Here is a 25,610-nt window from a genome sequence, read left to right on the forward strand (position 1 = left end):
TTCATATCACCAGACAGCCCGGGTAAAAGAACCATCTTCGACATTTACTCGATATATTTCCTGCTGATCGCCGTCACTGCTTTCCAAACGAACGAGCAGGTCATCACCGAATATTCCGCCATCCTGAAAAAAGTTTCACATCATTGGAGTCTGACTCACTGTCAGGGTCACGCCAGAGTCATTAAGCACCGGATTAAATAGATGTTCCCTAAACATTATTGCATGGGTGATTGAGTGAAAAACGGCATCGTCACATTTCCTTATTAGTTCCCAAACAGCCCCTGGAATATAAAAAAAGCCGCCTGAATCAGGCGGCTTTTTGGTACGTCACAGCCAGTCACGGCAGTCATCACATACCGCCAGATACCACTATTTTGTGATTGGCAGCAGTGTGATCTCGACACGACGGTTCAACTCTTTGCCTGCCGCCGTGCTGTTTGTCGCAACCGGCTGACTCTCGCCAAAGCCGACCGCATCCAGACGCACGGAGTTAATCCCCTGAGATTGCAGGTAATTGGAGACCGACCTGGCACGCTGTTCCGATAAGGCCTGATTAAAGCCTTCGGAGCCATCACTGTCAGTATGGCCAGACACCACAACCAACGTTGAATCATATTCTTTCAGCACCACCACCACAGAATTCAGCACATCGTAAAAGTCGGATGCTATCGCCGCACGGCCAGAGGAGAAAGTGATATTGCCCGGCATAATCAAGTTAATGTTGTCGCCAACCCGCTCAACACTGACACCCGACCCCCGCAATTGCTTACGCAATTTCGCTTCTTGAGCATCCATGTAATACCCGATACTGCCACCGACCAGACCGCCACCAGCAGCAGCAGCCAGAATACGGCGATTACGGGTGCCGCTTTTTTCATCTTTGTTGGTCGCGTACGCAACCACAGCGCCAACACTGGCACCAATACCCGCTCCTATCGCGGTTTTGGATGTTTTTTCTTCGCCAGTGTAGGCATCAAACGTGGTACAACCGCTGGTCAACATCATTATTGAAACAACTGCAGCAATCCTTTTCATACTAACTCTAGCTCCTGAAAACATTAGCATTAAAAAACCAAAACAAGCCGCCATAGTACGGCTTTGTGCTGCTTTTTATCACATTTTCAGCAGGCACTTCGGTAAGCAATACGCCGTTCGCCTGGCAAAGCCATCCTCCAGGCTGAGTCATCAACGCCAGACGGCTGATGCTCACCACAGGGCCTGCTGGATTATTGTGATTTCAGCATACCAATCAGCGGCTGTACTCAGGCAAACACGGCGATCGACTCGGCGCATTCACGCAGCATCAGCACCCGCTCGAAGAGGGCATTGGTATCTTCAAAACGGGGGGTTGGGCCAACAATCCCCAGTGCCCCGACCAGCACCTGACCCGAGCGCATCACAGGTACTGCCAGCGATGTGACGCCCTGCTCAAATTCATTGCTCACCAGCGCATAACCGTTCATACGGGTCTTTTTCAGATCGGCACGCAGGTCATCGACACGGGTTCTGGTGGCTTCCGTATAGGCCGTACGCGGAGCCTGCTGCAACAGCTGATCTTGTCTGTCGACGGGCGAAAACGCCACCAGCACACGACCAATACCGGTCGCGTGTAATGGCAGCCGATAGCCGACGGTAAAGCCCTGGGTAATCATGCCCGGATCCCCCGGAGAATGGGCGACATAGATGGCTTCAACCCCGTCCAGCATGGCGAATGAAATACTGTCGCCCAGCGTCTGCGAGTACGATCGTAAAATCGGCGTGACATGCTTGCCAATGTCCCGGCCTTGCAGAAATTCGCCAGCCAATCCCAGAATTTTGGGCGTCAACTTGTACACCCGGTTATTGCACTCCAGATAACCCAAGTATTGCAGTGTCAGTACCAGCCTGCGCGCCACCGTTCGGTTGAGCCCGGTCTTGGTCGCAATGTCGGGAATGGTCATTGCGCGATCGCGGCCATTAAACGCAGCCAGGACTTCCAGACCTTTCACAAAGGTCATCGAGATGTCTTTTTCATTGTAGTTTTCAAACATATTGAGTCACCCGTCCCAGGCTATCCCTCACTCACGCTGCTGGCTTCCGAGCGTTGCTGATTTGTTTTCTTTGTAATTCGATCATTTGGAAAGAATTTGACTTGGCTCAAGACCAAGACCTATAAGATTTGATCGATATTCAAACATAGGTTCGATTATCGATCAAATCTTATAAGCCGCCGTGGAGCCATTGATGAAAGCCGTGAAAAAAAATCTGTCGAGATTTGCCCTGTCCAGCCTGCTGGTGATCAGTTCCGCCTCAACCTTGGCTGCCGAAGCCAATCTGCGTTTTGCCCATTTCATGCCGAAAAACAGTTGGCAAAGCGAACGCATGTTCGACTCCTGGAAAAAAGCCGTCGAAGAACAATCCGCTGGCCGTATTCAGGTCACGGTATTCCCGGCACAAACGCTCGGCAAGGCCCCTGCCGGATATGACAACGCCAAAAATGGCATTGCCGATATTGCCTGGACAGTTCAGGGCTATACCGCCGGTCGCTTCCCGCTCAGCCAGATTATGGAATTGCCGGGCCTGTTCAAAACCGGGGCGGTTGGTTCCTGTGCTTTCCAAAAACTGTATGACAGTGGCGTACTCGACAAGGAATACGAAGAAACCAAGGTGTTGTACGTCCACACCCACAGCCCCGGCCACCTGCACACCAAAGATCAGGTTGTGACCTCACTGGAGGATCTGAAGGGCCTGAAAATTCGCCGCCCAACCGATCTGATTGGCGAGCTGATTTCCGAGCTGGGTGCCGAGCCGGTCGGTATGCCGGCACCCTCGATTTATCAGAGCATGCAGCGTGGCGTAATCGACGGCTACATGTTGCCCTGGTCTGCGGTCAACAGCTTTCGGGCGTATGAAGTTTCCAAGCAACACCTCGACTTCGGTTTCTACTCTCTGGCCTTTGTCACCACCATGAACAAACGCGCTTACGACAAACTGCCCGCCGACCTGAAGAAAGTGATCGACAACAATTCCGGCATGGACTGGGCAGTTAACGCCGGTCAGGGTTATGACGATGCAGATATTGTTGGTCTCGCCAAGATCAAGGAAGAAGGCGGCACTATTAACGAACTCTCTGCCGAAGAACGCGCCCAGTGGCAAACCATTGCCGATGGCGTCACGAAGAAGTACATCGCCAAGCTGGACAGTGAAGGCCTGCCCGGTACGACGACCTACCATAGTGTGAAAGGCTATATCGGCGAGTGTGAAACCGAGCTGAATTAAAGCCGTTGAGCAGGGAGAAATAACGTGGAAGCAGTGATCCGATTTTTCGACAAAGTGGCCTTCGTCGCCCTGGTGTGCATGCTGTTTGTGGTAGTTGCCAGTGTCCTTGGACGGCTGGTGTTCGATCTCAGTGGTGGTGAACTGCAATGGGTCATACCCGGCTCGGTCGAGCTGGCCAGTTACTCCCTGCTCATGATGGTATTTGCCTCGCTGCCGCGTGCAGCGACTCACGGACTGGTGAGCGTCGAGCTGTTGATCGACAAATTTCCCGACTGCGTCAAACGCGGACTTGAGCGTGTCTGGCACCTGCTACTGGCGGCTTTCGCCGCCGTTGTTGGCTGGCTGTTTTTCGGCACCATGGAGGAAATGATCGATCGCGGCGATCGCTCCCAGGATTTGGGCATTCCGCTGTACCTGTTTTATGGCGCCCTGGCGGTATGTTGCGGTGCCATTGTGCTTACCGGACTCTGGCTCGCGCTGCGCCCGCAACGCCCTGTTTCCCATCACGACTAACCGGAAGGTAATACGATGGATCCTCTTGTAATTGGTCTGGCTGGCATGGTGGTCATTCTGCTATTGCTGGCATTGGGCTGCCCGGTCGGGCTGGCGATGATTCTGGTCGGGGCGTCAGGGTTCGCACTGATTGTCGGGGTTGAACCCGCCTTAAACGTACTGGAAACGGCCGCGTTTGAAACCGCGTCTAACTACTCGTTTACTCTTATCCCCTTGTTCCTGCTGATGGGCAGCCTGGCCGCCCGCGCCGGGTTTTCCAAAGATCTGTTTGAGTCCGCCCGCTATTTCACCAAAGGCTGGAACGGCAGCCTGGCCTTGGCGGCCGTCAGTGGCAGTGCGGCGTTCTCGGCCATTTCCGGTTCATCGCTGGCGACCGCCTCGACCATGACTCGGGTGGCCTACCCGGAAATGATGAAACAGGGTTATCACCCTCGCCTGGCGGCTGGATCGCTGGCCGCCGGTGGCACGCTGGGCATCATGATTCCGCCGTCGGTCGCGCTGTTGCTGTACGCGCTGATTACCGAACAATCGGTCGGCGATATGTTTCTGGCCGGATTCCTGCCGGGCTTGCTGGCTTATGCGCTTTATCTGGCTACCGTCACCGTGATGGTGCGGAAATGGAAACCCTCCGGTGAACAAGCACCCGACGAGAACAGTTCACTACGTAAAGCCTTGCTGCAATTTGCGCCGGTAGGATTGTTATTTGGTCTGGTGATGGGCGGTTTGTACGGCGGTTTGTTTTCCCCCACCGAAGCCGGTGGTGTTGGTGCCGGATTAGCATTGGTGTTCGCCCTGTTTCGCGGCTTGGGCTGGGATGATTTCCGCGAGGCCGTTACCGAAGCCGTGGCCGTCACATCAACCATCTTTGTGATTCTGATTGGTGCGGAGGTGTTTGGTTTTCTGTTGTCGGTCAGCCAGGTGTCGTTCGCCATGGTCGATATGATTGACGCCTACCAGCTGTCGCCCTGGATGGTGATGGCACTGATTGTCGGTTTCTACATTGTCATGGGCTGCTTCCTCGAAAGCCTGGCCATGATCCTGCTGACCGTCCCCATCTTCTACCCAGTAATTGTTGCCAGCGGCTTCGACCCGATCTGGTTCGGCATTATTGCCGTCGTCACGGTAGAAACCGGTCTGATTTCTCCACCCGTGGGCATGAACCTGTTTGTGGTACAGGGGGCGACCAAAAACCTCCATATCAACGATGTCATGGTCGGGGTCATTCCCTTCGTCCTGGCCGATTTTGTGCGGCTGGCCATTTTGATGGCTTTTCCCGCTATTTCACTTTTTTTACCCGAGCTGCTGGGCAACTGACACGCCGTTTTCACAGGGGATAACACTATGAGCAACATAACGATCAACATCGGTTTCAAACTCCCGGACGGCGACATCCAGCACATTGACGCGCCCCTGGGCCAGAGCATCATGCAGGCCGCTATTGTTAACAATATTGACGGTATCGAAGCGGAGTGTGGCGGCAGCTGTATGTGTGCCACCTGTCACCTGTATGTACCCGACAGCCTGCTGAACAGCCTGATGCCAGCCAACGATGAAGAAGCGGAAATGCTGGAAGAAACCGCCGCCGAGCGGCGGCCAAGCAGCCGTCTGGGCTGCCAACTGCTGGTCACCGACGCCATGGCGGGGCATATCTTCGAATTGCCGGAATGCCAGTCATGACTTCCGTCTCACGGCCGCCAGCCAACCGACGACAGGCCGCAGAGACAGGCACCGTGATTATTGGTGCCTCCCATGCCGGGGTACAGGTCGCGGCCTCATTACGAGACCAGGGCTACCGCTTACCGATTACCCTGCTGGAAGCCGGAGCACACCTGCCGTACCAACGCCCACCGCTGTCGAAGACATACCTGAAAGACGGTCTCGACAACAGCCAGCTGGCGTTACGGGGCGCTGCCTTCTATCAACAGAAACACATCACTTTGCTGTGTAACCACCGGGTCAGTCAGATTGACCGCGCCAACCAATTCATAACCGCACAGCATGGCAGTCGCCGCGTCACCTTCGACTACGACCGGCTGGTGATCGCCACCGGTGCTGCAGCCCGCCAACTGCCGCTGGCGTCCGGAGTAACAGGCGTCAGGGTGCTGCGAGGCATGGACGATGCCATCGCCCTTAAAGCCGATTTCGATAACGCTCAAACCGTCGTCATCATCGGCGCCGGATTTATTGGTCTGGAAGTCGCGTCAACGGCCGTCACACTGGGTAAGCAGGTGACCGTTGTCGAACACGGCGGTCGTATTCTGCAACGCCTGTTGCCCTCACAGCTGTCCGCGTTTCTGCTACAGATTCACCAGCACAACGGCGTCAATTTTTGCTTCAACACGGCGGTTGAGGCTCTCGCTCCTGCCGACAGCGGCCAGACCCATCTGCGGCTGAGTAATGGCCAAACACTCAGTGCCGACCTGGTTGTCGTCGGTATTGGTGCCACCATCAATGACCAGCTCGCGCAAGCGGCAGGAATCGTCTGTGACAACGGTATTCTGGTCGATCTGAACGGCCAAACCTCAGATCCGGCGGTGTACGCCTGCGGTGACTGCACCACCACTATTGCCCCAGACCCAACAGAGAGCCAGCGTCACCCGCCAAGCCATATCGAATCGATACAAAACGCCGTAGACCAAGCCAAAACCGTCGCCGCCGTCATTACCGGCCAACCGGCTCCCGCACGTGTCGCACCCTGGTTCTGGTCAGACCAGCAAGGCATCAAGCTGCAAATGGTCGGCACAGCACTGGATTACGACGACCTGATTGTTCGTGGCGAGCTGGAGACCGGCAAATTCTCGCTGCTGTATTACCAGCACAACCGCTTGTGCCGGGTGGATTCAGTGAATTCACCCGCCGACCACCTTGCGGCGCGCAAGCTGGTCAGCCAACGCTACCCATTGCCCAAAGATGCTGCCGCCGACACCACGGTGCGTCTGAAAAGCTTTACCTAATTCGCTGATGACTGCCTGACAGCAGGAGATACTTACTAATGATGAGCCAGGAAAAAAACGACGAACTCAGCCTTGTAAAGGCATCCGACCCGGCGGGCAAACTGTTGCGCCAATACTGGATGCCTGCCGCCTTGTCGGAAGAACTGGAAAGCGATCGCCCGGTGGTGCCGGTCAACCTGTTGGGCGAAGAACTGGCGCTCTTCCGCAACGAAAACAACGAGCTGGTGCTGATGGATCGTCATTGCCCGCACCGGGGTGCCGACATGTGTTTTGGCCGCAAAGAAGACGGCGGTATTCGCTGCCCATTCCATGGCTGGAAGTTCGACTCCAGCGGCCAATGCCTGGATCAGCCAGCCGAGCCGGAAGGCTCAAAATTCCACGAAAAAATCCGTATCAACACCTACCCGTTGCACGAAGTGAACGGCATTATTTTCGCCTTTATGGGCAGCGGAGAGCCACCCGCCTTCCCGGACTTCGACTGCTTCAAGGCACCGGACAGCCATGTCTTTGCCTTTAAAGGCCTGTGGGAATGCAACTGGCTGCAAGCGCTGGAAGTCGGTATCGATCCGGCCCACGCCTCGTTCCTGCACCGCTTTCTGCTGGACGAAGACCCTGAAGACAGCTACGGCAAGCAGTTCCGCGATACCGCCGCCGATACCAACATCCCCATGACCCAGGTATTACGCGAGTTTGATCGCCCCGATATTATCGTCAAGGACACCGACTACGGCCTGCGCATCATCGCCCTGCGCGACCTGCAAAACGGCACCAGCCATGTACGCCTGACCAACCAGGTTTTCCCTTGCGCCATTACGATTCCGATGTCGAACGAAATGACCATCACCCAATGGCACGTCCCTATCGACGACGAAAACTGCTACTGGTTCTCGATGTTCACCAGCTTCGGCAAACCAGTCGACAAAGCCACCATGCGTGCACAACGACTGCTGGAACACACCCTGCCCGACTACGCCCCGATCCGTAACAAACGCAACCACTATGGTTATAACCGGGAAGAACAGGAAACCCTGACCTGGACCGGCATGGGACTGGATATCAACGTCCACGACCAGTGGGCGTGTGAATCCATGGGCAAGATTCAGGATCGCACCAACGAACATCTGGGCACCACCGACAAAGCCATCATCCAGCATCGGCGCAAACTGCGTAAGGCCATCAAGATTGTCAGCGAAGGCGGCGACCTGAGCGAGTTGCCACTGCAAGTTAACGCGGCCCAGGCACGCGACATCAAAGGCCCTGTCGCCATTGACGCCATCGCCCCGACCCAGGACTGGGAAACCGTATGGCGAACCAGTGACCAGCAGCGCCGTGCCGCCTGCGACTGGGATGCTGAACGGTAAGCGCAAACTCACTTTAACGCGTCAGGATCCACGCCTTGCCCATTACTAACGGCTGGCAGACAGACCTGCGAGGAGAACACCATGACTGCGGTATTCGACCATGAGAACAGCTTTTCCGGTAAACACAGCCTCTGGAGCGCGGAGCAGGTATCGGCCTGCACAACCCTGCTCGGCACCATGCAAACCAACAACCTCGAAGTAATCCGGGTGTCATTTGTTGACCAGCACGGCGTGCTGCGTGGCAAGACCATCGTTGCCAGCGGCCTGGCTTCAGCCTTGAACAAAGGCATCACCATGAGCTCGACCATGCTGCTGAAAGACACCTCACACCGCACCGTGTTTTCCGTCTGGCAAGACGATGCCGGGTTTGGTGAAGGGCAAATGACCGGAGCCAGCGACGTGCTGATGTTGCCCGACCCTACCACCTTCAAGATATTGCCGTGGTCTCCTCACACCGGCTGGATACTGGCCGATCTGTATCAAACCGATGGCACACCGGTTGAACTGTCGACCCGCGCCATGCTGAAACAAGCCCAGCAACAGCTCAACGCCACGGGTTATGAATTTATTGCCGGGCTGGAAGTGGAATTTCATGTTTTTCGCACCCTCGACAAACCACGGAACCACAATGATGCCGGTCAGCCAGGAACACCGCCCACCACCGAACTGCTGAATCAGGGTTACCAATATCTGACCGAAGAACGTTACGACGAAATGGAAGACGTCTTCGACCTGATCCGCCGTAACGCCCAGGGTCTGGATTTACCGGTACGCTCACTGGAAGTGGAATTTGGCCCCAGCCAGTTCGAAGTCACCTTTGACCCGGCTCCGGCGCTGCAACAAGCCGACAACATGGTGCTGTTCCGCTCCATGGTCAAACAGGTGTGCCAGCGCAACGGCCTGCATGCCACTTTTATGTGTCGGCCACGCTTTGAAGACTCCATGGCCAGTGGCTGGCACCTGCATCAGTCCATTGTGGCGCTGGACAGCGGCAAAAACTGCTTTGAACCCGCCGTGGGCGAACCCATATCCCGCCTCGGCCAACACTGGATTGCCGGTATTCTGGCCCACGCCAAAGCCAGCTGTGTGTTATCCACGCCGACCATTAACGGCTACAAACGCTATCGACCGTTTACCCTGGCACCGGATCGTATTCAATGGGGCAAAGACAATCGCGGCGCCATGGTACGTTGCCTCGCCAACCCCGGAGACAACGCCAGCCGCATTGAAAACCGCGTCGGCGAACCGGCCGCCAACCCTTACCTGTATCTCGCCTCCCAGATCATCAGTGGTATGGATGGCGTCAAGCGCCAACTGGAACCACCGGAGCCGGTTTCCAATCCCTACGACAGCAGTGCCGAAACCCTGCCGCAATGCCTGATGGATGCCGTGACACTGTTCGAAACCAGCGAGCTGTACCGCCAGTCATTCGGCACCACTTTCGTGAATTATTACAGCCGTATCAAAAAAGCAGAATGGAACCGCTATCTGACGACCGTTTCAGAGTGGGAAGAGCGGGAATACTTTAATTTGTTCTAACCGGCAATGAATACCGCATAATACATACACAGGCAGAGGTCTATATGCCCCATCTGGTCATTGAATACGCTCGTAAAATAGAGCATCAAACAGCGCTCCAGCCACTGCTGCAACAGCTGTTCGAGGCCGCCTGCAAGGGTGGCATTATCCAGCCGCAAGACCTCAAGCTACGGGCGCTACCCTACGACCAGTTTTTGCTGCGAACACCGGACGAAACCTTCCTGCACATCACCCTGTCGCTCCTGGAAGGACGCACCGACACACAAAAAGAACAACTCGCCATCAGCCTCCGGCAGGTGCTGACAGAGCAATTACCCAACGTCACCAGTCTGAGTATCGACATTCGGGATATGAATGCCATCGCCTACAAAAAACGGCTGCTACCGTTACATAACCCGGAATAATTACCCGGTTGCTCACTCATCCAGACACGCGATAGCCTGAGTCCAGCTCGCTGATTCCCAGTCCGCTCTTTTTGATCACCCGAAGCTGGGTTGGAATACGTTCTTTCATGGCTTCAATATGGCTGATCACGCCAATCATTTTGCCGGAGGCGTTGAGGTTATCCAACGCGTCGAGGGCGATATCCAGCGTTTCGCTGTCCAGCGTGCCAAAGCCTTCATCCAGAAACAGCGAGTCGATGCTGGTTTTGTGGCTCACCAGATCAGCAAGCGCCAGTGCCAGTGCCAGACTCACCAAAAAGCTTTCGCCGCCAGACAGGGTCTTGGTGTCCCGTTCGCTATCTCCCTGCCAGGTGTCCAGTACGGCTAGTTCCAGACTGGCGTTTTGCTTGCGCCGCAGCAGGTAACGACCGTGCAGCCGTTGCAGCTGTTGGTTCGCCAGATAAACCAGATTATCCAGTGTGAGCCCTTGGGCAAACTTGCGGAATTTATCGCCGTTTTGCGAACCAATCAGCGAATGCAGCGAGTGAATATCATCGTAGTGGCGGGTGTATTCGGCAATTTTTTCGAACAGCGCTTGCTGGCCCAGGCGGCGGGACTGATCCGAAGTGAGTTCGTGACTGATTTCGCCATCGCGTTTGGCCAGCTGCTCGGACACCCCGTTCAGCGCTGTCAGTTGCGCTTCAACGTCTGCTGGCGGCATTGACTGGTAGTCAGCGGCCCGTGGGTTTTCCAGAACTGCCTTCAACGCTTGTTCAGCATGATCGAGCAAGGCCTTGGCGCGTTCGAGTTCGCTGTCCAGTTGCTGCTTTTGTGCCGTCAGTAACTGGCGTTCCAGTTCAGACAACAGTGCTTGCTGAAAAGCCGCTTCGTTATCAAACGGGCTGGCCGTCAACAGCGACAGCCAGTTCGCTTGCTGTGCTTGCAGCCGGATTTGCAACCCATTGAGGCTGTGTTGCTGGTTGTTCAACTCAGCCACCAGCGCTTGATGGTGGCTGGATAATGCGTGGTGCTTACTCTGTGCGGTGTTGTAGTCGGACTCGGTTCCCTGAAGGCGTTGCAGGCTCTTTTCCCGCTCTTCCCGCACAATGTTGTCGCCAAACAGGTCATGACGTCGAGCTCGAAGTAACTGCAACGACTGGCTCAGCTGCGTCTGCTCTTGCTGCAGCTGAGCCAGTTGCTGGCTGCCTTCATTCAGCTGCTGCTGGCTGTGCTTCTGATCAGTGTCCAGACGGTTCAGACTGACCTTGAGCTGTTCTTTTTCCTGGCTATAAGCATCCCATTGCCCGGCATCCTGCTGCCTGGCGGCCAGCCACGACTGTAACGGTTCCGGCCCGGATTCTGGCGCTAATACCAACGGCGGCAGCTGATAACCCTGCTCTCTCAGTTGCGCGGTAAAGGTCTGCCGCAGCGAGGTCAGTTGCTCTGTTGTCTTGGCCTGTTGCTGCTGGCTGTCGGCCAGATTCTGGCGGGTGTTAGCAATAGATTGTTCGGTCAGTTTCAGCGCTGCACGCCATTGTTCCGCCTGCCGTTGTGCAGTATCACGTTGCTGTTTGCTGTCATCGTACTGCTGGCGCAGGGCTTTCAGTTGCTGAATGGCGTTGGTGTAGTATTGCTGCTTGGCTTTTTCGTTGTCTTCGTACTGCTGCAATGCCACGGCATCGGTAATGGAGCCGTCGAAATTCAGGCTTGCCGCCCCCTGTAACCATTGTTGTTCCAAACTGGCGTGCTCGGTCTGGATCGTCGTCAGGCGTTGTGTCACGTCTTGCAGATAACGCTCGATGGACTTGAGCGCCTCTTTGGCTTCCAGCCCCTGCTCTCTGATCACGCTGAGCGCTTGTTCGGCGGCCTCTTTGTTTTGGATGTTGTGCGACGCGCTGTTTTGCCCGCCGGTTAACCCATCGGTGGGCAGCCTTGGATGCAACGTTAGATGCAACGCTGGATGCTCATGGGAGCCACATAAAGGACATGCCTCTCCTGCCTGTAACGCCGTTCGGTAATGAGCCAACTGTTCATCCTGAGTCACCAGCTTGCTCAATGCCTTTACCAGCTGTTCTTGCTGTTGAAACCGTTGTAGCAGCTGGGTACGCGTCTGCTCAACCATGGCGTAACGGCCCCGTTCGACTTGTTCCGTTGTTTGCTTGTCTTGCCGCTCCTTTGCAAGCTGTTGCCACTGACGGCGGATTTGCTGCATTTTCAACAGCACCGCATAGTGAGCCGTCAGCTGATCACGCTGTTGCTCCAGTGCATCCAGATGGCCATGTTCACTGGTGGCACCCATCAGCCGGTGATTGGCCTGTTGCCAGGCCTGTTCTTTATTCAGTGCGTCGGCCTGAGCCGCCAGATAGTGCTGTTCGTCCTGAGCCTGTGTGTTTTGCTGTTGGGCCAGCTGTTGCAGCACGCTGGATTCTTTTTCGGCCAACTGACTCAGCAGCTGCTGTGCGTCCTGAATCTGTCGCGCCTGCAACTGCCATTGGCCCAGATGCTGTTTTAACGACTGGTCAGCCGGATGCTGCTGTAAATAGTGTTCAACGGTTTTGAGCTGCTGCGTCTGGCGCTGAATCTGCTCATGCAGTAATGCCAGTTGCTGTTGGCACGTCTCTTTTTTATCACTGAACGCTTTGATACGACTGTTTCTGTCGTGCAGTTTTTCCTGCTCGGCAGCGATCTGCTGATCCAGCGGCACAACGTGATCATTTAGCAGTCGCTCTTGCTGTTCATGGCGCGCTTTTGCCGCCTGCAGCAGCACGCTCTGCTGCGCAAACTGCGCCGCTGCGGTTGTCATTTGCGTTGTCAGGGTTTGTTCTTGTGCCTGTTTTTCACGGCAGAGTGCCTGACTCTGCTCGGCTTGCTCGCGAGTGGCGCTTAACAGAGTGAACGGGGTATTCAACTGCACCGCCGGTTCACTTTGCTGCAAGCGTTGCATCTCTGGCTCAGCGGCAGCCTGTTGGGCTTTCGCGGCCTGCAAGCGTTCGGTATTGGTGGTTTTATGCTGTTGGGCCAAATCGTGCTGTTGCCACCAGTCACGGTGAGCGGTCGCAGCAACCAGCTTGCGTTGGTGCTCCTCTTGTTGTTGCTGCAGCCGGATTAACTCCTCCTGTAACTGCTGTTGCTGGTCTGCGGTCAGCAGTTGCACACCGTTGGCTTGTGACTCCAACTCGGCCAGTGTTTGCCTGGCCTGTGAATACTGTTCATGCACTCGCACGGAAATCTGGCCATAGATTTCCGTGCCGGTCAGTTCTTCCAGCAGCTCTGCTCGCTCACCTTCTTTGGCATTCAGAAAGGCCGCAAACTGCCCCTGGGACAACAACATGGATTTGGTAAAACGGGAGAAATCCAGCCCGGTAATGGCCTCAATCATCTCGCCTTTAGGGCGTACCTGAGTCGCCAGCACCTTGCCGCTGGCCACTTCTGCCAACTCGACATCGGCCTGTTGCAGATTGCCATCGGCCTTGCCACGCGAACGGCGCATGCTCCAGTGCGCCCGATAAGCCGTACCTTTTACCTCAAACTGCACTTCCGCCGAACACTCTGCGGTACCTCGCGTCATGATCTCGTTGGAGGACGACGTAACTTGCCCCAGCCTGGGCGTCTGATGGTAGAGCGCCAGACAGATGGCATCGAGCAAGGTGGTTTTACCGGCCCCGGTGGGGCCGGTGATGGCAAACAAGCCGTTATCAACAAATGGCGGTTGGGTGAAGTCGATTTTCCACGCGCCTTTGAGCGAATTCAGATTCTTGAACTGGAGACTTAAAATCTTCATGGCGTGTGCTCCGGATTCTCGATTTCCGCGAGGATCTGCCGAAACTGCGCTTCGATTCTTGTCCGTCGGGCTTGCTCCGTTTCGCTGTCAAAGGTTTCCAGTGCCAATCGTTTGGCAAAGACATCGGCAGGGGTTAACTCCGCCAGCGTTTCTCGCACCTGCTGAGTTAACCCCTGCCGGGCGGTATTACGTGCACGACGCAGCTGCAACACCTCCACCGCCAGGCCATCGGTCAAGACTTGGATACGTTGCGGCAAATCGGCGAGGTAGTCCTGCCCCTCTACCTCAATACACAGCCAGACTGGTTCTGTTGGCGGTACATGAGCGTAGGTTTTTAGCGCTGCTTCGATCGCGACAAGATCCCCTTTGATCACTGCCAGTGCCTGAAAGACAGGGACTTCCAGCGGCGTGATCGCTACGGTTTTAGCCGCTGCAAACTCCACCATCAATACCTGTTTGGTGGTTTTCAGCTCGTCAAAACTGAGCGGAATAGGCGAACCGCTATAACGAATATGCTCGGTTTTGGCGACCCGCTGAGGCCGGTGAATATGCCCCAGGGCAATGTAATCCGCCGGCGGGAAACCATCCGCCGCAAAGCCATCCAGCGAACCGATGTAAATATCTCGCACCGAATCCGACTGACTGACCCCGAGTGCGGTCAAATGACCGGTAGCAATCACCGGCACGTCGAGTTGTTTGGCCGTTTTGAGCGCCAGCGCCGCCTGATACAACTGATGATAGTGCTGCTTGATCGCCTCGCCCAACGCCTGACGCTTCTCCAGCCCGGACTCCCCCGCGCTGCTCTGCAACACATCCCGAGGGCGGATAAACGGAATCGCACACACGATCGCGCCCGTATTGCCGTGGCGGTCGTTAAGCTCAATAATTTGATCATGGGCTTGAGCCTGGCTTTGGGTGCCGTGCTCCTGGCTGTGTGCTAACGCCTGTACGCTGGCAACGACATAGGTATTCAGGCATGCCACCAACTGTTTTGATTCGTTCAGGGTCGATACCGAATCGTGATTGCCACCCAACACCACCAAGGTACAGCGGCACTGACTGATCGCGACGATAAAGCGGTTGTACATTTCTCGTGCATAACTCGGTGGCGTGCCGGTATCGAAAATATCCCCCGCCACAATCACTGCGTCGATTTCCTCGACCCGCACCTGCTCCAGCAACCAATTCAAAAACGCCTGATGCTCGGCCTTACGACTCTTGGTAAAAAAGCTCTGACCCAGGTGCCAGTCAGACGTATGCAGAATTTTCATGCCGCTTATCCGTAACCATGAATGAATGGCGGATAGACTATCACAGAGAGGTGGAACGGATGGTCAGGCGAGGGGGCATCTATTGCTTTACGAAGCGCACGGGCCGCTGGCCCGCATCGACAACGATTGATACGATTCTGTATGGCCGACGACACTCACTGAACAGCTGCAGGCCAGTATTAGAAAGACGAAAAAAGCGGAAATGATGTATTCCCGATCAATTCGGATCATTAACCCAGCTTGTCAGTCAGTAAGCCTTCCAGAATTTTCTGGTCTTTCTCAAAACCACGAATCCCTTCAGCCAGTTTCTCCGTCGCCATGGCGTCCTGGTTCAGATCCCAGCGATATTCTGCTTCCGTCATGATAGCTGGACGCTCAATCACATCGCCTGCGTAGCTCAGAGCACGGTTCAGCTCACCCTTGGTTTCCGACAGTTCGGTCAGTAATGCCGGGCTGATGGTCAGGCGGTCACAACCGGCCAGGGCCAGAATTTCACCGCTATTACGGAAACTGGCACCCATCACGACCGTTTGATAGCCGTGCTGTTTGAAGTATTGATAAATGCCTGCAACAGAAAGTACGCCGGGTTCTTCCGCCGGAGCGTAGTCGACGCCCGGATTGGCTTTTTTGAACCAGTCCAGAATGCGACCCACGAAGGGTGAGATCAGGAAGACGCCAGCTTCGGCACAGGCGCGGGCCTGGGTAAAACTGAAAATCAGCGTCAGGTTGCACTGGATGCCTTCTTTTTCCAGGATTTCAGCGGCTTTGATGCCCTCCCAGGTAGCCGCCAGTTTGATCAGGATACGGTCACGACCAACGCCTTGTTCTTCATACAACGCCACCAGCCGGCGAGCCTTGTCGATACTGGCAGCGCTGTTGAATGACAGGCGGGCATTCACTTCGGTCGAAATGCGACCGGGAATGTGTTGCAGAATCGCAGCGCCCATGGCAACCGACAGCCGGTCACAGGCATCATCGATTCGAGTAGCCATGCTGTCTCCTTCTGCCGCTGCCAGTGAGGCATCGACGGTGGCATCGTACTGGCCGGACTGAACAGCTTTTAACACCAGTGAGGGGTTGGTCGTGGCATCTTCCGGTTTCAGAGTCTGAATGGCAGCCAGGTCGCCAGTGTCGGCAACCAGTGTGCTGTAGTGTTTCAGTTGCTCAAACAGGCTTGGCATAACAGGTTCCTTTTGATCGTATTGGTGCGGGGTTAGCAGCGGTCGCATTAAACACCAGTGGATGCTGGCACGACAGGTTGAATTGGGCTGGCCGCAAGCGGTAACAATTGATAACAAATAGTACCCATATACTGTTTATTTGCCAGTGTAATTCGGATCCGGGTTGGTGGCTGATCAGTAATAACGGCCTTTACGCATTTCGCGGTCGGCAAAACTCTGGCTCGCCCTTAGCGCATCCTCGACACTACGCTTGCCCGCCAATGCAGCGCTGATCTGTTGGCCAACCACAATGCCTATCGTCTGAAATTCAGGAATGGCGGCAAATTGAATACCGATATAAGGCGACGGATGCAGGGTACTGTTTGCTGGATTGGCACTGCTAATGGCCTGCAACTCGGCGCCGGCAAAGGTGGCGGCTTGAATAAACTGCTCATTCTCATAAGTAGAGTGGCGGGTGCCTGTTGGTACGCGAGCCCAGCCAGAGTCTTTACCCACCAGTTGAATATATGCTCTGGATGTGGCCCATGAAATAAACCGGAGGGCCTCATCCGGGTGCCCCGCCGATACCGGTATCGCCAACGCCCAGGCCCATAGCCAATGGGAGCCTTTGGGGGTCAGTTTGGTCGGTGCCTGGGCATAAGCCACCTTGTCCGCAACCCTGGACAAGGCCGGGTCGGAGATAAAGGACGCAGCAATGGTGGCATCGACCCACATACCGCACTTGCCTGCGTTAAACAGTGCAAGGATTTCGTTAAAGCTGTTGGCAGACGAATCGGGCGGCCCGTATTGGCGCATCAAGTCAACGTAAAAGCGGATTGCATCGTGCCAGGGCTGGGTATTGAGTTGCGGCTTCCAGTCCATATCAAACCACTGGCCGCCCCAGGTATTGACCATCGTCGTCAGAAAAGCCATGTTATCCCCCCAGCCTGGCTTGCCACGCAGGCAGATACCGTATACGCCGTTGCCCTCATCATGAATGGCTGCCGCAACCTTGGCGATATAGTCCCAGGTCGGACGTGGCGGTATTGTGAATCCAGCCTTTTCGACCAGGTCAGCACGGTACATCAACATCGAGCTTTCACCGTAGAAAGGTGCCGCCACCAGCTTGCCTTTGTTTGACAGACCGCTGCGAATCGCGGGCAGTAGGTCATCAACATCGTACTCCGGGCCAAATTCCAGTGTTTTCAGCCAGCCTCGCCCGCCCCAGATCGGGGCTTCGTACATACCAATGGTCATCACATCAAACTGGCCATTTCTGGTGGCAATGTCGGTCGTTATGCGCTGACGTAGCACACTTTCTTCGAGAGTGACCCACTTTACCTTGATATCCGGGTTGGCTTTTTCAAACTGTGGCGTCAGTTTTTGCATTTCGATCATATGACCGTTATTCACGGTCGCAATCACCAGTTCGGTAGCGGCCTGCGCAGCGACAGACAGCGCCATCATGGCACCGAGTACGGCAGTAGCTAACTTGAATGGCATATGGGACTCCTGACGACTTGTTATTCTTGTGAGGCCTGGGCTGTTGACGCTAGGCAACGTGACCTCACATTACCATTATTTTAGCTGCGAACGTGGATATCACACGGACGTTTCGCCAGATTCAGCGGTTAAGGGATTACTCCTATCGCACAGGGATCGTGTCTCTTTAAAACACCAGTACGACCCCGAATTGCAAGGCCAGCAAGCGGCTGCGCGAGATATTCAGACTGTCGCTCAGTAGCTCGATCTGCACCCGGCGATGGTGCATGCCCACCCGGAAGGCTTCGCCTTTGGAATCCAGCGCCAGTGTCCAGGCAAAGGTATCTGGCTGCCAGCGGAGACCCAATTCATGGCCATTGCGGATCCGGTTCAGATAGCTACTGAGGGTGACGTTCAGCTCACTGGTGAGCGCGTATTGCTGGCGCAGGGTATGCACCCGTGGCGGGCGCAGTACACGGTTTTCATAAAACTCGTAACCATAGACAAAATAATCACTATCCGTCGTCAGGGCACCACTATCATACTGCCAGTTTTTGTTGGCTATCGTCCCTGGCATATCCGGCCAGTCGATCCTGGCCAACAGATTGTAGCCCTGATAATCGATCTGATAATTCTGCCAACGCCAATGAAACGCCAGATCAAGGCTGTAAAGGTCACCGTACGAGCGCCCATCCAGCGCTCGGGCAGGCGGGATTTTATCTTCGGTATAGCCATAATCCACATCCAGATCACCACCCCAGTGATCAGCATCCAGATAGTTCATGGTGCCACTCACTTCCCCCCAAATCAGCCGATACAAACGCAACCAGGTAATCGACGGGGTGATCGACCACTGATTGGCTCGTGCAGATTCAAAGTCCCAGGACAGGCTCAGGCCTTCACCCTGATAGTGCCTGGCACGTACTTCAGCCTCAACTTCGTACCTATCATCCAGCGCAACATCGTTGGCCTCATAATAAAAACCGCGCGCCAGCGCATTGGGGAATTCGTACTCGGCATGATGGCGAGAAACGTAGCCAATGGAGAAAGGGCCATAGCCGACCGCTGCCACTTCCTGCATCCACAGAAAGCCGTCATCGCCATCTTTCAGGGTGCCGTTCCAGTCGTTGGTGATTTCCGCCACCGCCATAGCACCAGACCAGGCGTAAATATCCTGGCGGTAGGCGACACGCCAGTCCTCAGCCTGAACCGGCCCAATAAGGGTCGCTCCGGCCAGCATCAGTAGCGGGCATAACAACCACCGGCGGTTCCTTATCGTCATAGATCTTTCCTTGGGGGTTGCTGATTCCAGCAATAACAAAAAAACAAACCAATAAAAAAAAAAACAGGCAAAAAAACAGGGAGCCGTTGGCTCCCTGTTTTTACACCTAGCGGACAGTTACTGGCCGGTTGCCAGTTCCACCATAAAGGCGGGAGTTACCACCAGATTGTATTGGCTGCCATCGTCGAACACGAATACCGGCAAGCCACTACGGACTTCCAGCGTACCCACATCATAGCCGCCGGAGGTGATGTTGCCAGCAAACTCCAGATCACCGTCACAGGCCGCAATACCCTGAGCCGTGACATCGCCAGAGGCACAGGTGGCGGCGATGGTCATGGTGACATCACCATTGCTGATTTTCAGGTTAGTAACGGACGCTGTAGTTAACTGTTCAGAATCCAGGTTGATGGTGATCGAGTTGCTGCCATATTTCAGTCGTAGCAAGCCGATGCCGTCTTCCAGGCCAGTGCGTTCACCGACCAGGCGGATACTGGCATCGTCCATACCCATGGCGGCTGCATCAACTTCCAGAGCAACGGAGTATTCGAGGTAAGCCTCGGCGGTTTCAGCATCCAGAATGCGGCCCTCAGCACTGGCGTCATAGAGATCGACCCCTTCAACATAAATCTCCAGCGTAACGGCATTACCCGCTAACAGGTCTTCCAGATAAACGTACTCAGAGCCGTATAACCAGGCTTGTGCACCATTCTGATCGGCAACAGTTAAAGAGGCTGACGCATATTCATAATAAGAAAGACTGTCGGACACTGCTGCCCACCAGTCAGTCGCATCATCAATATCGACACTACCGTCCAGATGGACATCCTGAGCACTGATACCAGCAATATAGATGTCACAATCGTAGCCAGCGGTTGTGTCACCAACGCAATTTTCAAGCGTAATCTGCGTCTCGGATGGAATATAGGCACTGCCGTCAGACACATACCCAGTCCAGCCATACCCGGTCATATTGGTTAACAGACTGGCAAACGATGGGTCGTAGTTACTTTCAAACGTCAGGCTGACAGAGTTATCGTCGTGATAGTTTACCGTCACTCCGGTGATGGTAATGCTGTCGATCACCGTGCCATAACCAGGATCAACCGGGCCATTACCAAAGCCCGCCAACGCCGCCACTTCCTGCAGGTTGTTGGCACCGATATAGCCGGACAGATGCAAGCGGGTGGTACCGGCCGTATTAATCACTTCCAGATCACCCGACAGCGATGCTGCGGTGAGCACATAGATCGGAGAGTCATAACCATCTTTTATGATCGAGCCATTGGCCGCGAGAATAGCTTCGTCGCGGATGCCGATAGCACCAGCAAAGGCGCTTGAATATCCACTCGCCTTGACCAGCTTGGCGGCACCGTCGAAGTTCAGATCCACTCCGGCATCTTCACCATCAGCCAGCGTCGGTACGATGCCGATACTGCCGTCGAAGGTGAGCACGTTACCGTCAGTATCCGTTGCCTGTAGCGCACCAACAAAAGTGATGGCGGCAGTGTCAGCCACAAACCAGCTCTCAAGGTCATTGATGTCGTCTGAAGAGCCACCGATAGTAGCCGTCAGGGTGCCTTCAATCTTGTCCTCGTTGCCAGCATCATTTTGCAGTAATACGCCCATTGCCAGTGAACCTTGCAGATCACCCGTGTAGTCACCACTGCCATCGACCGCACGGCTGACTGCCAGATCAATGGTCAGGTCAGCACTGGCCTGGGCAAAATCGGTGTCGTCCGCCAATTCACTGATGCCGTCAATGCTGCTGTCGAGCTGGATGCTCATGTCTTTCAGGCCATCGATCGCTTCGGTTTCAACAAAGGCTGTCAGGCTGTCGAGAGAATCAAAAGTCAGGCCGAGGCTACCGCTGGCGGAGAAGGATTCGCCATCCTCCAGACCCGTCATATTAAAAGCAGTGATGTTCGCCGTCAGGGCACCGCTCAAGCCGATACTCACGGTCATCGCAGAACCATCATCAATCGTGGCACCAACACCTTCACCGGAGAAGCTAAGGGCATCAACATAGGTGGCACCAAATAGCGTGGTGGTGGTATAGGTGACGCTGACGTCTTTGCCATCGTCTGGCTGGCCATCCTCGTCGGCATCCAGAAAATCAACAATGGGCAGAGCAACACCGCTGGCTAACAACCCGGTTGCCGTAATGGTGAAACTGCCATCACCGTTATCGGTGCTATCCAAATCGTTATAGTTCTGCACGATATAGGCACCCAAGGCAACGTTCTGCAGCATGATGCCGGTTGCCTGGAATACCACCCCCGGATGAGTTTCTTCGTAGGTATCGTACTCCAGGCAGTTGTCGCTGCTATCCCACCAGGAACAGTCTTCATACAGCTCACTTTCAACCACCAGCTCTTGAAAACCACGGAAGATATCTGCCTTGCTTGCCATTGCACTCACCAGTGCATCAGTTTCTGCCGCTTCGGTATCCAGAGCGGTCACCAGAGTGTCGGTATCCACGCTCTGGATCGCATCATTCCAGTTGTTCAGATCCTCAATCAGGCTGATCGAAGCGGCCACCGCCTGCGCTTTGAGTTCCTCTTCGGTTGGCTCGGTGGTGGTTTCGTCTTCAACCACCACCTCAGCCACTTCTTCTTCGTCTGCTGCTGCGACACTGGCTTCCAGTTCATCCAGATGGTATTCGGTAGCAATCGCCACACCGGTAGCACCCAGATTAGTCCCCGCTTCTTCCGCCGCGTCGGCGGCACCAGCAAAGACATCTTCCAGATCAACAGCATTTTCATCGCTGGAATTAATCACCACTCCGCCATCGCTGTAGTCTGCTGCCAGGCTATTCACGACGTTGGCAATATCGGTATTTTTCCGGCTGGCAACAGTGGCAATGGCCGCCACGATAGCACCGTACTTCTGGCTATCAATATTGGCACTGGCAGAGTCTGAACTGGTGATGTCGGCAGGAGAGGTATTGGTGATATCAACGTTATCCAGGCCCAGCAAAGTCGCGGTTGCCTTGTTCACCGCCGTTACTTCTGCCGCAGTCGCGCCACTGGGATAAGCCGCTGCCGCACGGGTCGCCGCCAGGTGAGTGACCGGGGTTACCATCAGGGTCTTGGCCGTTTCGGAGCCATAAGACGGTAAAATGGCGGTCAATTTGAAATCGGCATTGTCGTAGTCATAGAACTGGCCGAAGGTGTAGCTGTTGCCTCCCCAGGTACATCCCCCTGCGGCGTCACACTTGACCTGGGTAGAGGAATTGGTGGTCATGGTGACCTTGACGGGCACCTCGGATGGAATATCCATCTCTGCCAGAGTATAGCGGCCGGTCGTATCCGTCGTCGTCGTGCCATACTCGGTGCTGCCATTGAGGCTGGTCACCGTGATGTCAGCGCCCGTCAGAATGCCCTTGACTGCCAGACCGGTCAGGCTGACCCGGGTAACCGTACCTGTATCCGTACCTGTATCCGTGCCAGCATCACTGCCACTATCGCTATCACTACTGCCGCCGCCACATGCGGTGAGAGCCAGCGCCATGGCGAATGCCAGTGGCGTTAAGGAAAACCGTATCATATTCACTGTCCGTGTTGGTTGGATTGTCAGGCATCCAACGCAACAGCGTATCTGTCAGATCAGATGCAACTGTACTAATAATGGCTGAAAATCGCTCAAAGGAAAACCGTTCTCCCCCTTTAAGAGCACCAAAATCTGCCAACCTTCGGTCTGCTACAATAGCAACAGAAACTACTCTTCGGGCGCCAAGCCAGACACCAGCATCAAGAACTGCTCATGTTCCGCCATCGCCGCAAAACTGCTGTCGTCGCGGGCCTGCAAACGCAGGGTTTCGGATTGATTGATGGCCTGCTCCAGATCTTGTAATGCTTCGTCGATGTAACCCGATTCGGCGTGCGCACAGGCACGCTGATACATGGCGTGACTGTTTTCCGGATCAATATCCAGTGCCTTGTTCGCCAGACGGCTGGCCCACTGCGCTTGCCCCAGCAAGAGTGCGGCATCGGCCTTGTAGGTTAATGCTTCAACATCATCCGGGCGTAATAACAAAATCTGATCATAGATGGTTATCTTGCTTTGCGGGCTGCTTTCCTGTGATGCTTTGAGCCAGAGCGAATGTATTTCGTTGGTCAGTTCGATCTCTTCCTGGGTAGCAGCAATATGCTTCGACTTGCTGTGTAATTCGAGTTCCAGCTTGTCCAGTCGGGCTTCGTAGGAGTCGGTAATCCGTTTGACTTCATCGTTGGCGTAGGCGCCCACGCGCTCTTTGATGTCGCGCAGGGAGTTCCAGCCAACCAGCACCAATAAGGTTGAGGCTCCGGCAATCAGGTAGAAAAAATAGGTCACCGTATCAGTTGCGTAGGTCAGTGCCCGATCAGCTACCTGAAACTCGCGTTCCACCACTTTTTCAGTAAATTCGACCCGTGCATCGGCGAGCATCTGGCGCAGGTTTTTCACTTCATCAAGGATATAGCGTTCAGTGAAGGCGGTATAAAGCGGTGCTTGCAGGTGGTTTATGGTGGTTGCTGCTTTTTCGTCTGCGGATATTGAGACATCCTCGGCGGCAGGTTCGGGTGCGGCAAAGCAAAACGCAGCAACCAGCCAGAGGCCGGTTGCTGCGCCAAGCCGAAGCAGCAATCTCGTCGTATGCGTTATGCTGTTTGCTGCTGTTGCCATATATCTGCCTGCTCGACCAACCGGGAATGGAGTGCCTTGACGGCCGTAGCGTAGTCCGCATCACTGACCAGAAACATCATATCCACCTGACGCATCGCCTGATGCACTGAATGAATATTAACTCCCGCATCAGACAAGGCACCCGCCGCACTTTGCAGCAAGCCAGGCACTTTCATATCACTGCCAATCGCACTGACCATCGCCAGTTTCTCAACCCGAATATCGGCATCGGCGTAAACCTGCTGGAGGCGATCCATCAACCAGTTAATACGACGCTTGTTACCTTTCAGGTAAAAAGTCACGGTATTGGCGTTAAAATCCTTGGTCAGTACCCGTACGCCGGATTCAAATACCAGATCGGCCATCTTCTGCCCGTGGGTAGCATCACCGACCATGTCCTGATCAAACACTTCCAGCGCCCAGACGTTACGGGTTCCGGCGATGATTTCGACTTTTGGCGTACTGCTGCAATAGTCGCGGCGTATCTCGGTGCCCTGGTGATCCGGCTCAAAGGTGTTGCGTACAATCAGGCGAATATTCTTTTTACGCAAACCGGCGGCAGCCCGAGGATGAATCGCTTCCATACCCAGGTTCGCCAGCTGATCAGCAACATCGTAATTGGTCATGCCGATCGGCTTGACGTTGTCTGCACCCACCAGCAGCGGGTCGGCCGTACTGAAGTGGTATTCCTTGTGAATAACCGCTTCGCAGGCATCCGTCATGGTCGCGATCTTGCTGAAGGTCATCTCGCTGTAGCCACGATCATAGGTACGCATCAAGCCTTCGCGACACTGGGTATAACCCGTGACAATGGGCATTTCCTTATCAAGATCGACACCCTGAAACGCCTTCAGAATATGATCTGAAAAACTCATCTGGGTATCTGAACGCCAGTTGGTAAGATCAATAAACCGGGCATTGATATCGTGTTGACGCAACAACAGCACCGAGTTGTAGGCACTGTGGGCTTCACCCATGGCACTGAGCATTTCACGGACACGATGCAAGTGGTCGTCGAGCTGGAAATGACCAAAGCTGCACACTGCTTCCAGATGCTCGAGACAATCCCGCACATCGGCCATGCGGCTGGAGATAAACTGGTCGGCACGCTTGCGCACCATATCGTTGTTAAGACCTTCAGTACCGAACATGCCCATGTTCACTGCCAGCATGGCATTCAGTACATCTTGCAAGCGCGACTGCCAAGAGCGGCCATCATCCATTTCGGCAAACAAGGCGTAGACACCGGCTTCACCGGTTTTCTTGTGCTCCAGCAAGCCATTGGTGATCCCGCCGTAAGCGGACACCACGAAGATCCGTCGATACAGGCTTGTTTCTGCACCGTTCACCGAACGCGGACGCATCCAGATATTTTCCAGTACATGTTGATATTGACTCATCGACGTGCCGCCGATTTTTTCGACACTGTGTGTCATGTAAAAACGATCTCCTGATAGATTCTGACTGAACGTAATGCCATATCCCCGATTTACAGCGAGAGAGGTTCATCGTTCAGTTTGTAGGAACCATCATCATCATGAATTTCCTTGCCGTTTAATGGCGGGTTAAACACGCACGCCATCTGCATATCCTCGGTGGTGGCACGCAACAAGTGCTTGTCGTTCTGATCGAGCACATAGAGAGTGCCAGCCTTGATAGGATACACCTTGCCATCGGCACAGGTTTCAATCTCGCCTTCACCACTCATGCAATACACCGACTCCAGATGGTTCTTGTACCAGATAGGAGTTTCGGTGCCCTTGAAAATCGTCGTGATATGGAATGAAAAGCCCATGTTATCGTCAGCCAATAGCATGCGGACGCTTTTCCAGGTGCCGCCATCAATCGCGCGTTCAGAGTTGTCACAGTCCTGCAGAGTACGAACAATCATGGATATAACCTTGAATTTTTTGAAATAGGGAGGGTGCGGAGGTGGGCGGCCACGAGATCGGGCCACCCAT

Annotated in this window: 19 protein-coding genes; 8 read left to right on the forward strand and 11 right to left on the reverse strand. The window is 54.7% G+C overall.

Features of this window, described 5'->3' with window-relative positions; genetic code table 11:
* Window positions 1-369 precede the first annotated feature (369 nt).
* Both WG929_RS11655 and WG929_RS11660 read right to left on the reverse strand, forming a co-directional pair.
* Window positions 370-1,035: a YiaD family glycine zipper/OmpA-like lipoprotein gene (locus tag WG929_RS11655; protein WP_369856061.1), complete on the reverse strand. Its 666-nt coding sequence runs from the start codon at window positions 1,033-1,035 to the stop codon at window positions 370-372.
* Window positions 1,036-1,262: 227 nt separating this feature from the next.
* Window positions 1,263-2,030 (reverse strand): IclR family transcriptional regulator, encoded by a 768-nt coding sequence (locus WG929_RS11660; RefSeq protein ID WP_416206143.1) that lies wholly within the window; start codon window positions 2,028-2,030, stop codon window positions 1,263-1,265.
* 193 nt (window positions 2,031-2,223) lie between these two features.
* On the opposite strand from WG929_RS11660, the gene WG929_RS11665 reads away from it, so the two are divergent.
* The 8 genes from WG929_RS11665 (at window position 2,224) to WG929_RS11700 (ending at window position 10,029) form a co-directional block, all read left to right on the forward strand.
* On the forward strand, window positions 2,224-3,258 hold the full coding sequence (locus WG929_RS11665) for a TRAP transporter substrate-binding protein (protein WP_416206144.1): 1,035 nt from the start codon (window positions 2,224-2,226) through the stop codon (window positions 3,256-3,258).
* Window positions 3,259-3,282: 24 nt separating this feature from the next.
* Window positions 3,283-3,771, forward strand: a complete 489-nt coding sequence (locus WG929_RS11670) for a TRAP transporter small permease (RefSeq protein WP_369856064.1) — start codon at window positions 3,283-3,285, stop codon at window positions 3,769-3,771.
* Window positions 3,772-3,786: 15 nt separating this feature from the next.
* A complete protein-coding gene (locus WG929_RS11675; RefSeq protein WP_416206145.1) occupies window positions 3,787-5,085 on the forward strand; it encodes a TRAP transporter large permease in 1,299 nt (432 codons plus the stop codon).
* Between the two features lie 27 nt (window positions 5,086-5,112).
* The gene (locus WG929_RS11680) at window positions 5,113-5,448 is read left to right on the forward strand and encodes a 2Fe-2S iron-sulfur cluster-binding family protein (protein ID WP_416206146.1); all 336 of its coding nucleotides are present in this window, start codon (window positions 5,113-5,115) and stop codon (window positions 5,446-5,448) included.
* On the forward strand, window positions 5,445-6,725 hold the full coding sequence (locus WG929_RS11685) for an NAD(P)/FAD-dependent oxidoreductase (RefSeq protein ID WP_416206147.1): 1,281 nt from the start codon (window positions 5,445-5,447) through the stop codon (window positions 6,723-6,725). Before WG929_RS11680 ends, WG929_RS11685 begins: the two co-directional genes overlap by 4 nt.
* 38 nt (window positions 6,726-6,763) lie before the next feature.
* Window positions 6,764-8,086, forward strand: coding sequence for a Rieske 2Fe-2S domain-containing protein (locus WG929_RS11690; RefSeq protein WP_416206148.1), 1,323 nt, complete (start codon window positions 6,764-6,766; stop codon window positions 8,084-8,086).
* A gap of 81 nt (window positions 8,087-8,167) precedes the next feature.
* Window positions 8,168-9,625, forward strand: a complete 1,458-nt coding sequence (locus WG929_RS11695; protein ID WP_416206149.1) for a glutamine synthetase family protein — start codon at window positions 8,168-8,170, stop codon at window positions 9,623-9,625.
* A gap of 44 nt (window positions 9,626-9,669) precedes the next feature.
* Window positions 9,670-10,029: a 5-carboxymethyl-2-hydroxymuconate Delta-isomerase gene (locus WG929_RS11700; RefSeq protein ID WP_416206150.1), complete on the forward strand. Its 360-nt coding sequence runs from the start codon at window positions 9,670-9,672 to the stop codon at window positions 10,027-10,029.
* 16 nt (window positions 10,030-10,045) lie between these two features.
* On the opposite strand, the gene WG929_RS11705 is transcribed toward WG929_RS11700, so the two are convergent.
* The 9 genes from WG929_RS11705 to WG929_RS11745 form a co-directional block, all read right to left on the reverse strand.
* Window positions 10,046-13,789, reverse strand: a complete 3,744-nt coding sequence (locus WG929_RS11705; RefSeq protein WP_416206151.1) for an SbcC/MukB-like Walker B domain-containing protein — start codon at window positions 13,787-13,789, stop codon at window positions 10,046-10,048.
* Window positions 13,786-15,060, reverse strand: a complete 1,275-nt coding sequence (gene sbcD / locus WG929_RS11710; RefSeq protein WP_416206152.1) for an exonuclease subunit SbcD — start codon at window positions 15,058-15,060, stop codon at window positions 13,786-13,788. Before sbcD ends, WG929_RS11705 begins: the two co-directional genes overlap by 4 nt.
* Before the next feature lie 230 nt (window positions 15,061-15,290).
* The gene (gene tal, locus WG929_RS11715) at window positions 15,291-16,241 is read right to left on the reverse strand and encodes a transaldolase (protein WP_416206153.1); all 951 of its coding nucleotides are present in this window, start codon (window positions 16,239-16,241) and stop codon (window positions 15,291-15,293) included.
* Between the two features lie 174 nt (window positions 16,242-16,415).
* Window positions 16,416-17,723 carry an ABC transporter substrate-binding protein gene (locus WG929_RS11720; RefSeq protein WP_416206154.1) on the reverse strand — a complete coding sequence of 436 codons (1,308 nt, stop codon included), beginning with the start codon at window positions 17,721-17,723 and terminating at the stop codon, window positions 16,416-16,418.
* A 166-nt stretch (window positions 17,724-17,889) separates the two neighbouring features.
* The gene (locus tag WG929_RS11725) at window positions 17,890-18,984 is read right to left on the reverse strand and encodes a hypothetical protein (protein WP_416206155.1); all 1,095 of its coding nucleotides are present in this window, start codon (window positions 18,982-18,984) and stop codon (window positions 17,890-17,892) included.
* A 117-nt stretch (window positions 18,985-19,101) separates the two neighbouring features.
* Complete coding sequence (locus WG929_RS11730; protein WP_416206156.1) at window positions 19,102-22,533, reverse strand: autotransporter outer membrane beta-barrel domain-containing protein; 3,432 nt, start codon at window positions 22,531-22,533, stop codon at window positions 19,102-19,104.
* Between the two features lie 171 nt (window positions 22,534-22,704).
* Window positions 22,705-23,649, reverse strand: coding sequence for a TPR end-of-group domain-containing protein (locus WG929_RS11735; RefSeq protein WP_416206157.1), 945 nt, complete (start codon window positions 23,647-23,649; stop codon window positions 22,705-22,707).
* Window positions 23,625-25,085, reverse strand: a complete 1,461-nt coding sequence (locus WG929_RS11740) for an aspartate kinase (RefSeq protein ID WP_416206158.1) — start codon at window positions 25,083-25,085, stop codon at window positions 23,625-23,627. The genes WG929_RS11735 and WG929_RS11740 overlap by 25 nt, the downstream gene beginning before the upstream one ends.
* 53 nt (window positions 25,086-25,138) lie before the next feature.
* A complete protein-coding gene (locus WG929_RS11745) occupies window positions 25,139-25,540 on the reverse strand; it encodes an ectoine synthase (protein ID WP_416206159.1) in 402 nt (133 codons plus the stop codon).
* Window positions 25,541-25,610 lie beyond the last annotated feature (70 nt).

The organism is Oceanobacter antarcticus (genome assembly GCF_044962685.1).
GTDB lineage: Bacteria > Pseudomonadota > Gammaproteobacteria > Pseudomonadales > Oceanobacteraceae > Oceanobacter > Oceanobacter antarcticus.

Bases quoted from the DNA above. Each gene is read 5' to 3' on its own strand.
- WG929_RS11655 (WP_369856061.1), bottom strand. From the start codon at position 1,035: ATGAAAAGGATTGCTGCAGTTGTTTCAATAATGATGTTGACCAGCGGT.
- WG929_RS11660 (WP_416206143.1), bottom strand. From the start codon at position 2,030: ATGTTTGAAAACTACAATGAAAAAGACATCTCGATGACCTTTGTGAAA.
- WG929_RS11665 (WP_416206144.1), top strand. From the start codon at position 2,224: ATGAAAGCCGTGAAAAAAAATCTGTCGAGATTTGCCCTGTCCAGCCTG.
- WG929_RS11675 (WP_416206145.1), top strand. From the start codon at position 3,787: ATGGATCCTCTTGTAATTGGTCTGGCTGGCATGGTGGTCATTCTGCTA.
- WG929_RS11680 (WP_416206146.1), top strand. From the start codon at position 5,113: ATGAGCAACATAACGATCAACATCGGTTTCAAACTCCCGGACGGCGAC.
- WG929_RS11685 (WP_416206147.1), top strand. From the start codon at position 5,445: ATGACTTCCGTCTCACGGCCGCCAGCCAACCGACGACAGGCCGCAGAG.
- WG929_RS11690 (WP_416206148.1), top strand. From the start codon at position 6,764: ATGATGAGCCAGGAAAAAAACGACGAACTCAGCCTTGTAAAGGCATCC.
- WG929_RS11695 (WP_416206149.1), top strand. From the start codon at position 8,168: ATGACTGCGGTATTCGACCATGAGAACAGCTTTTCCGGTAAACACAGC.
- WG929_RS11700 (WP_416206150.1), top strand. From the start codon at position 9,670: ATGCCCCATCTGGTCATTGAATACGCTCGTAAAATAGAGCATCAAACA.
- WG929_RS11705 (WP_416206151.1), bottom strand. From the start codon at position 13,789: ATGAAGATTTTAAGTCTCCAGTTCAAGAATCTGAATTCGCTCAAAGGC.
- sbcD (WP_416206152.1), bottom strand. From the start codon at position 15,060: ATGAAAATTCTGCATACGTCTGACTGGCACCTGGGTCAGAGCTTTTTT.
- tal (WP_416206153.1), bottom strand. From the start codon at position 16,241: ATGCCAAGCCTGTTTGAGCAACTGAAACACTACAGCACACTGGTTGCC.
- WG929_RS11720 (WP_416206154.1), bottom strand. From the start codon at position 17,723: ATGCCATTCAAGTTAGCTACTGCCGTACTCGGTGCCATGATGGCGCTG.
- WG929_RS11725 (WP_416206155.1), bottom strand. From the start codon at position 18,984: ATGACGATAAGGAACCGCCGGTGGTTGTTATGCCCGCTACTGATGCTG.
- WG929_RS11730 (WP_416206156.1), bottom strand. From the start codon at position 22,533: ATGATACGGTTTTCCTTAACGCCACTGGCATTCGCCATGGCGCTGGCT.
- WG929_RS11735 (WP_416206157.1), bottom strand. From the start codon at position 23,649: ATGGCAACAGCAGCAAACAGCATAACGCATACGACGAGATTGCTGCTT.
- WG929_RS11740 (WP_416206158.1), bottom strand. From the start codon at position 25,085: ATGACACACAGTGTCGAAAAAATCGGCGGCACGTCGATGAGTCAATAT.
- WG929_RS11745 (WP_416206159.1), bottom strand. From the start codon at position 25,540: ATGATTGTTCGTACTCTGCAGGACTGTGACAACTCTGAACGCGCGATT.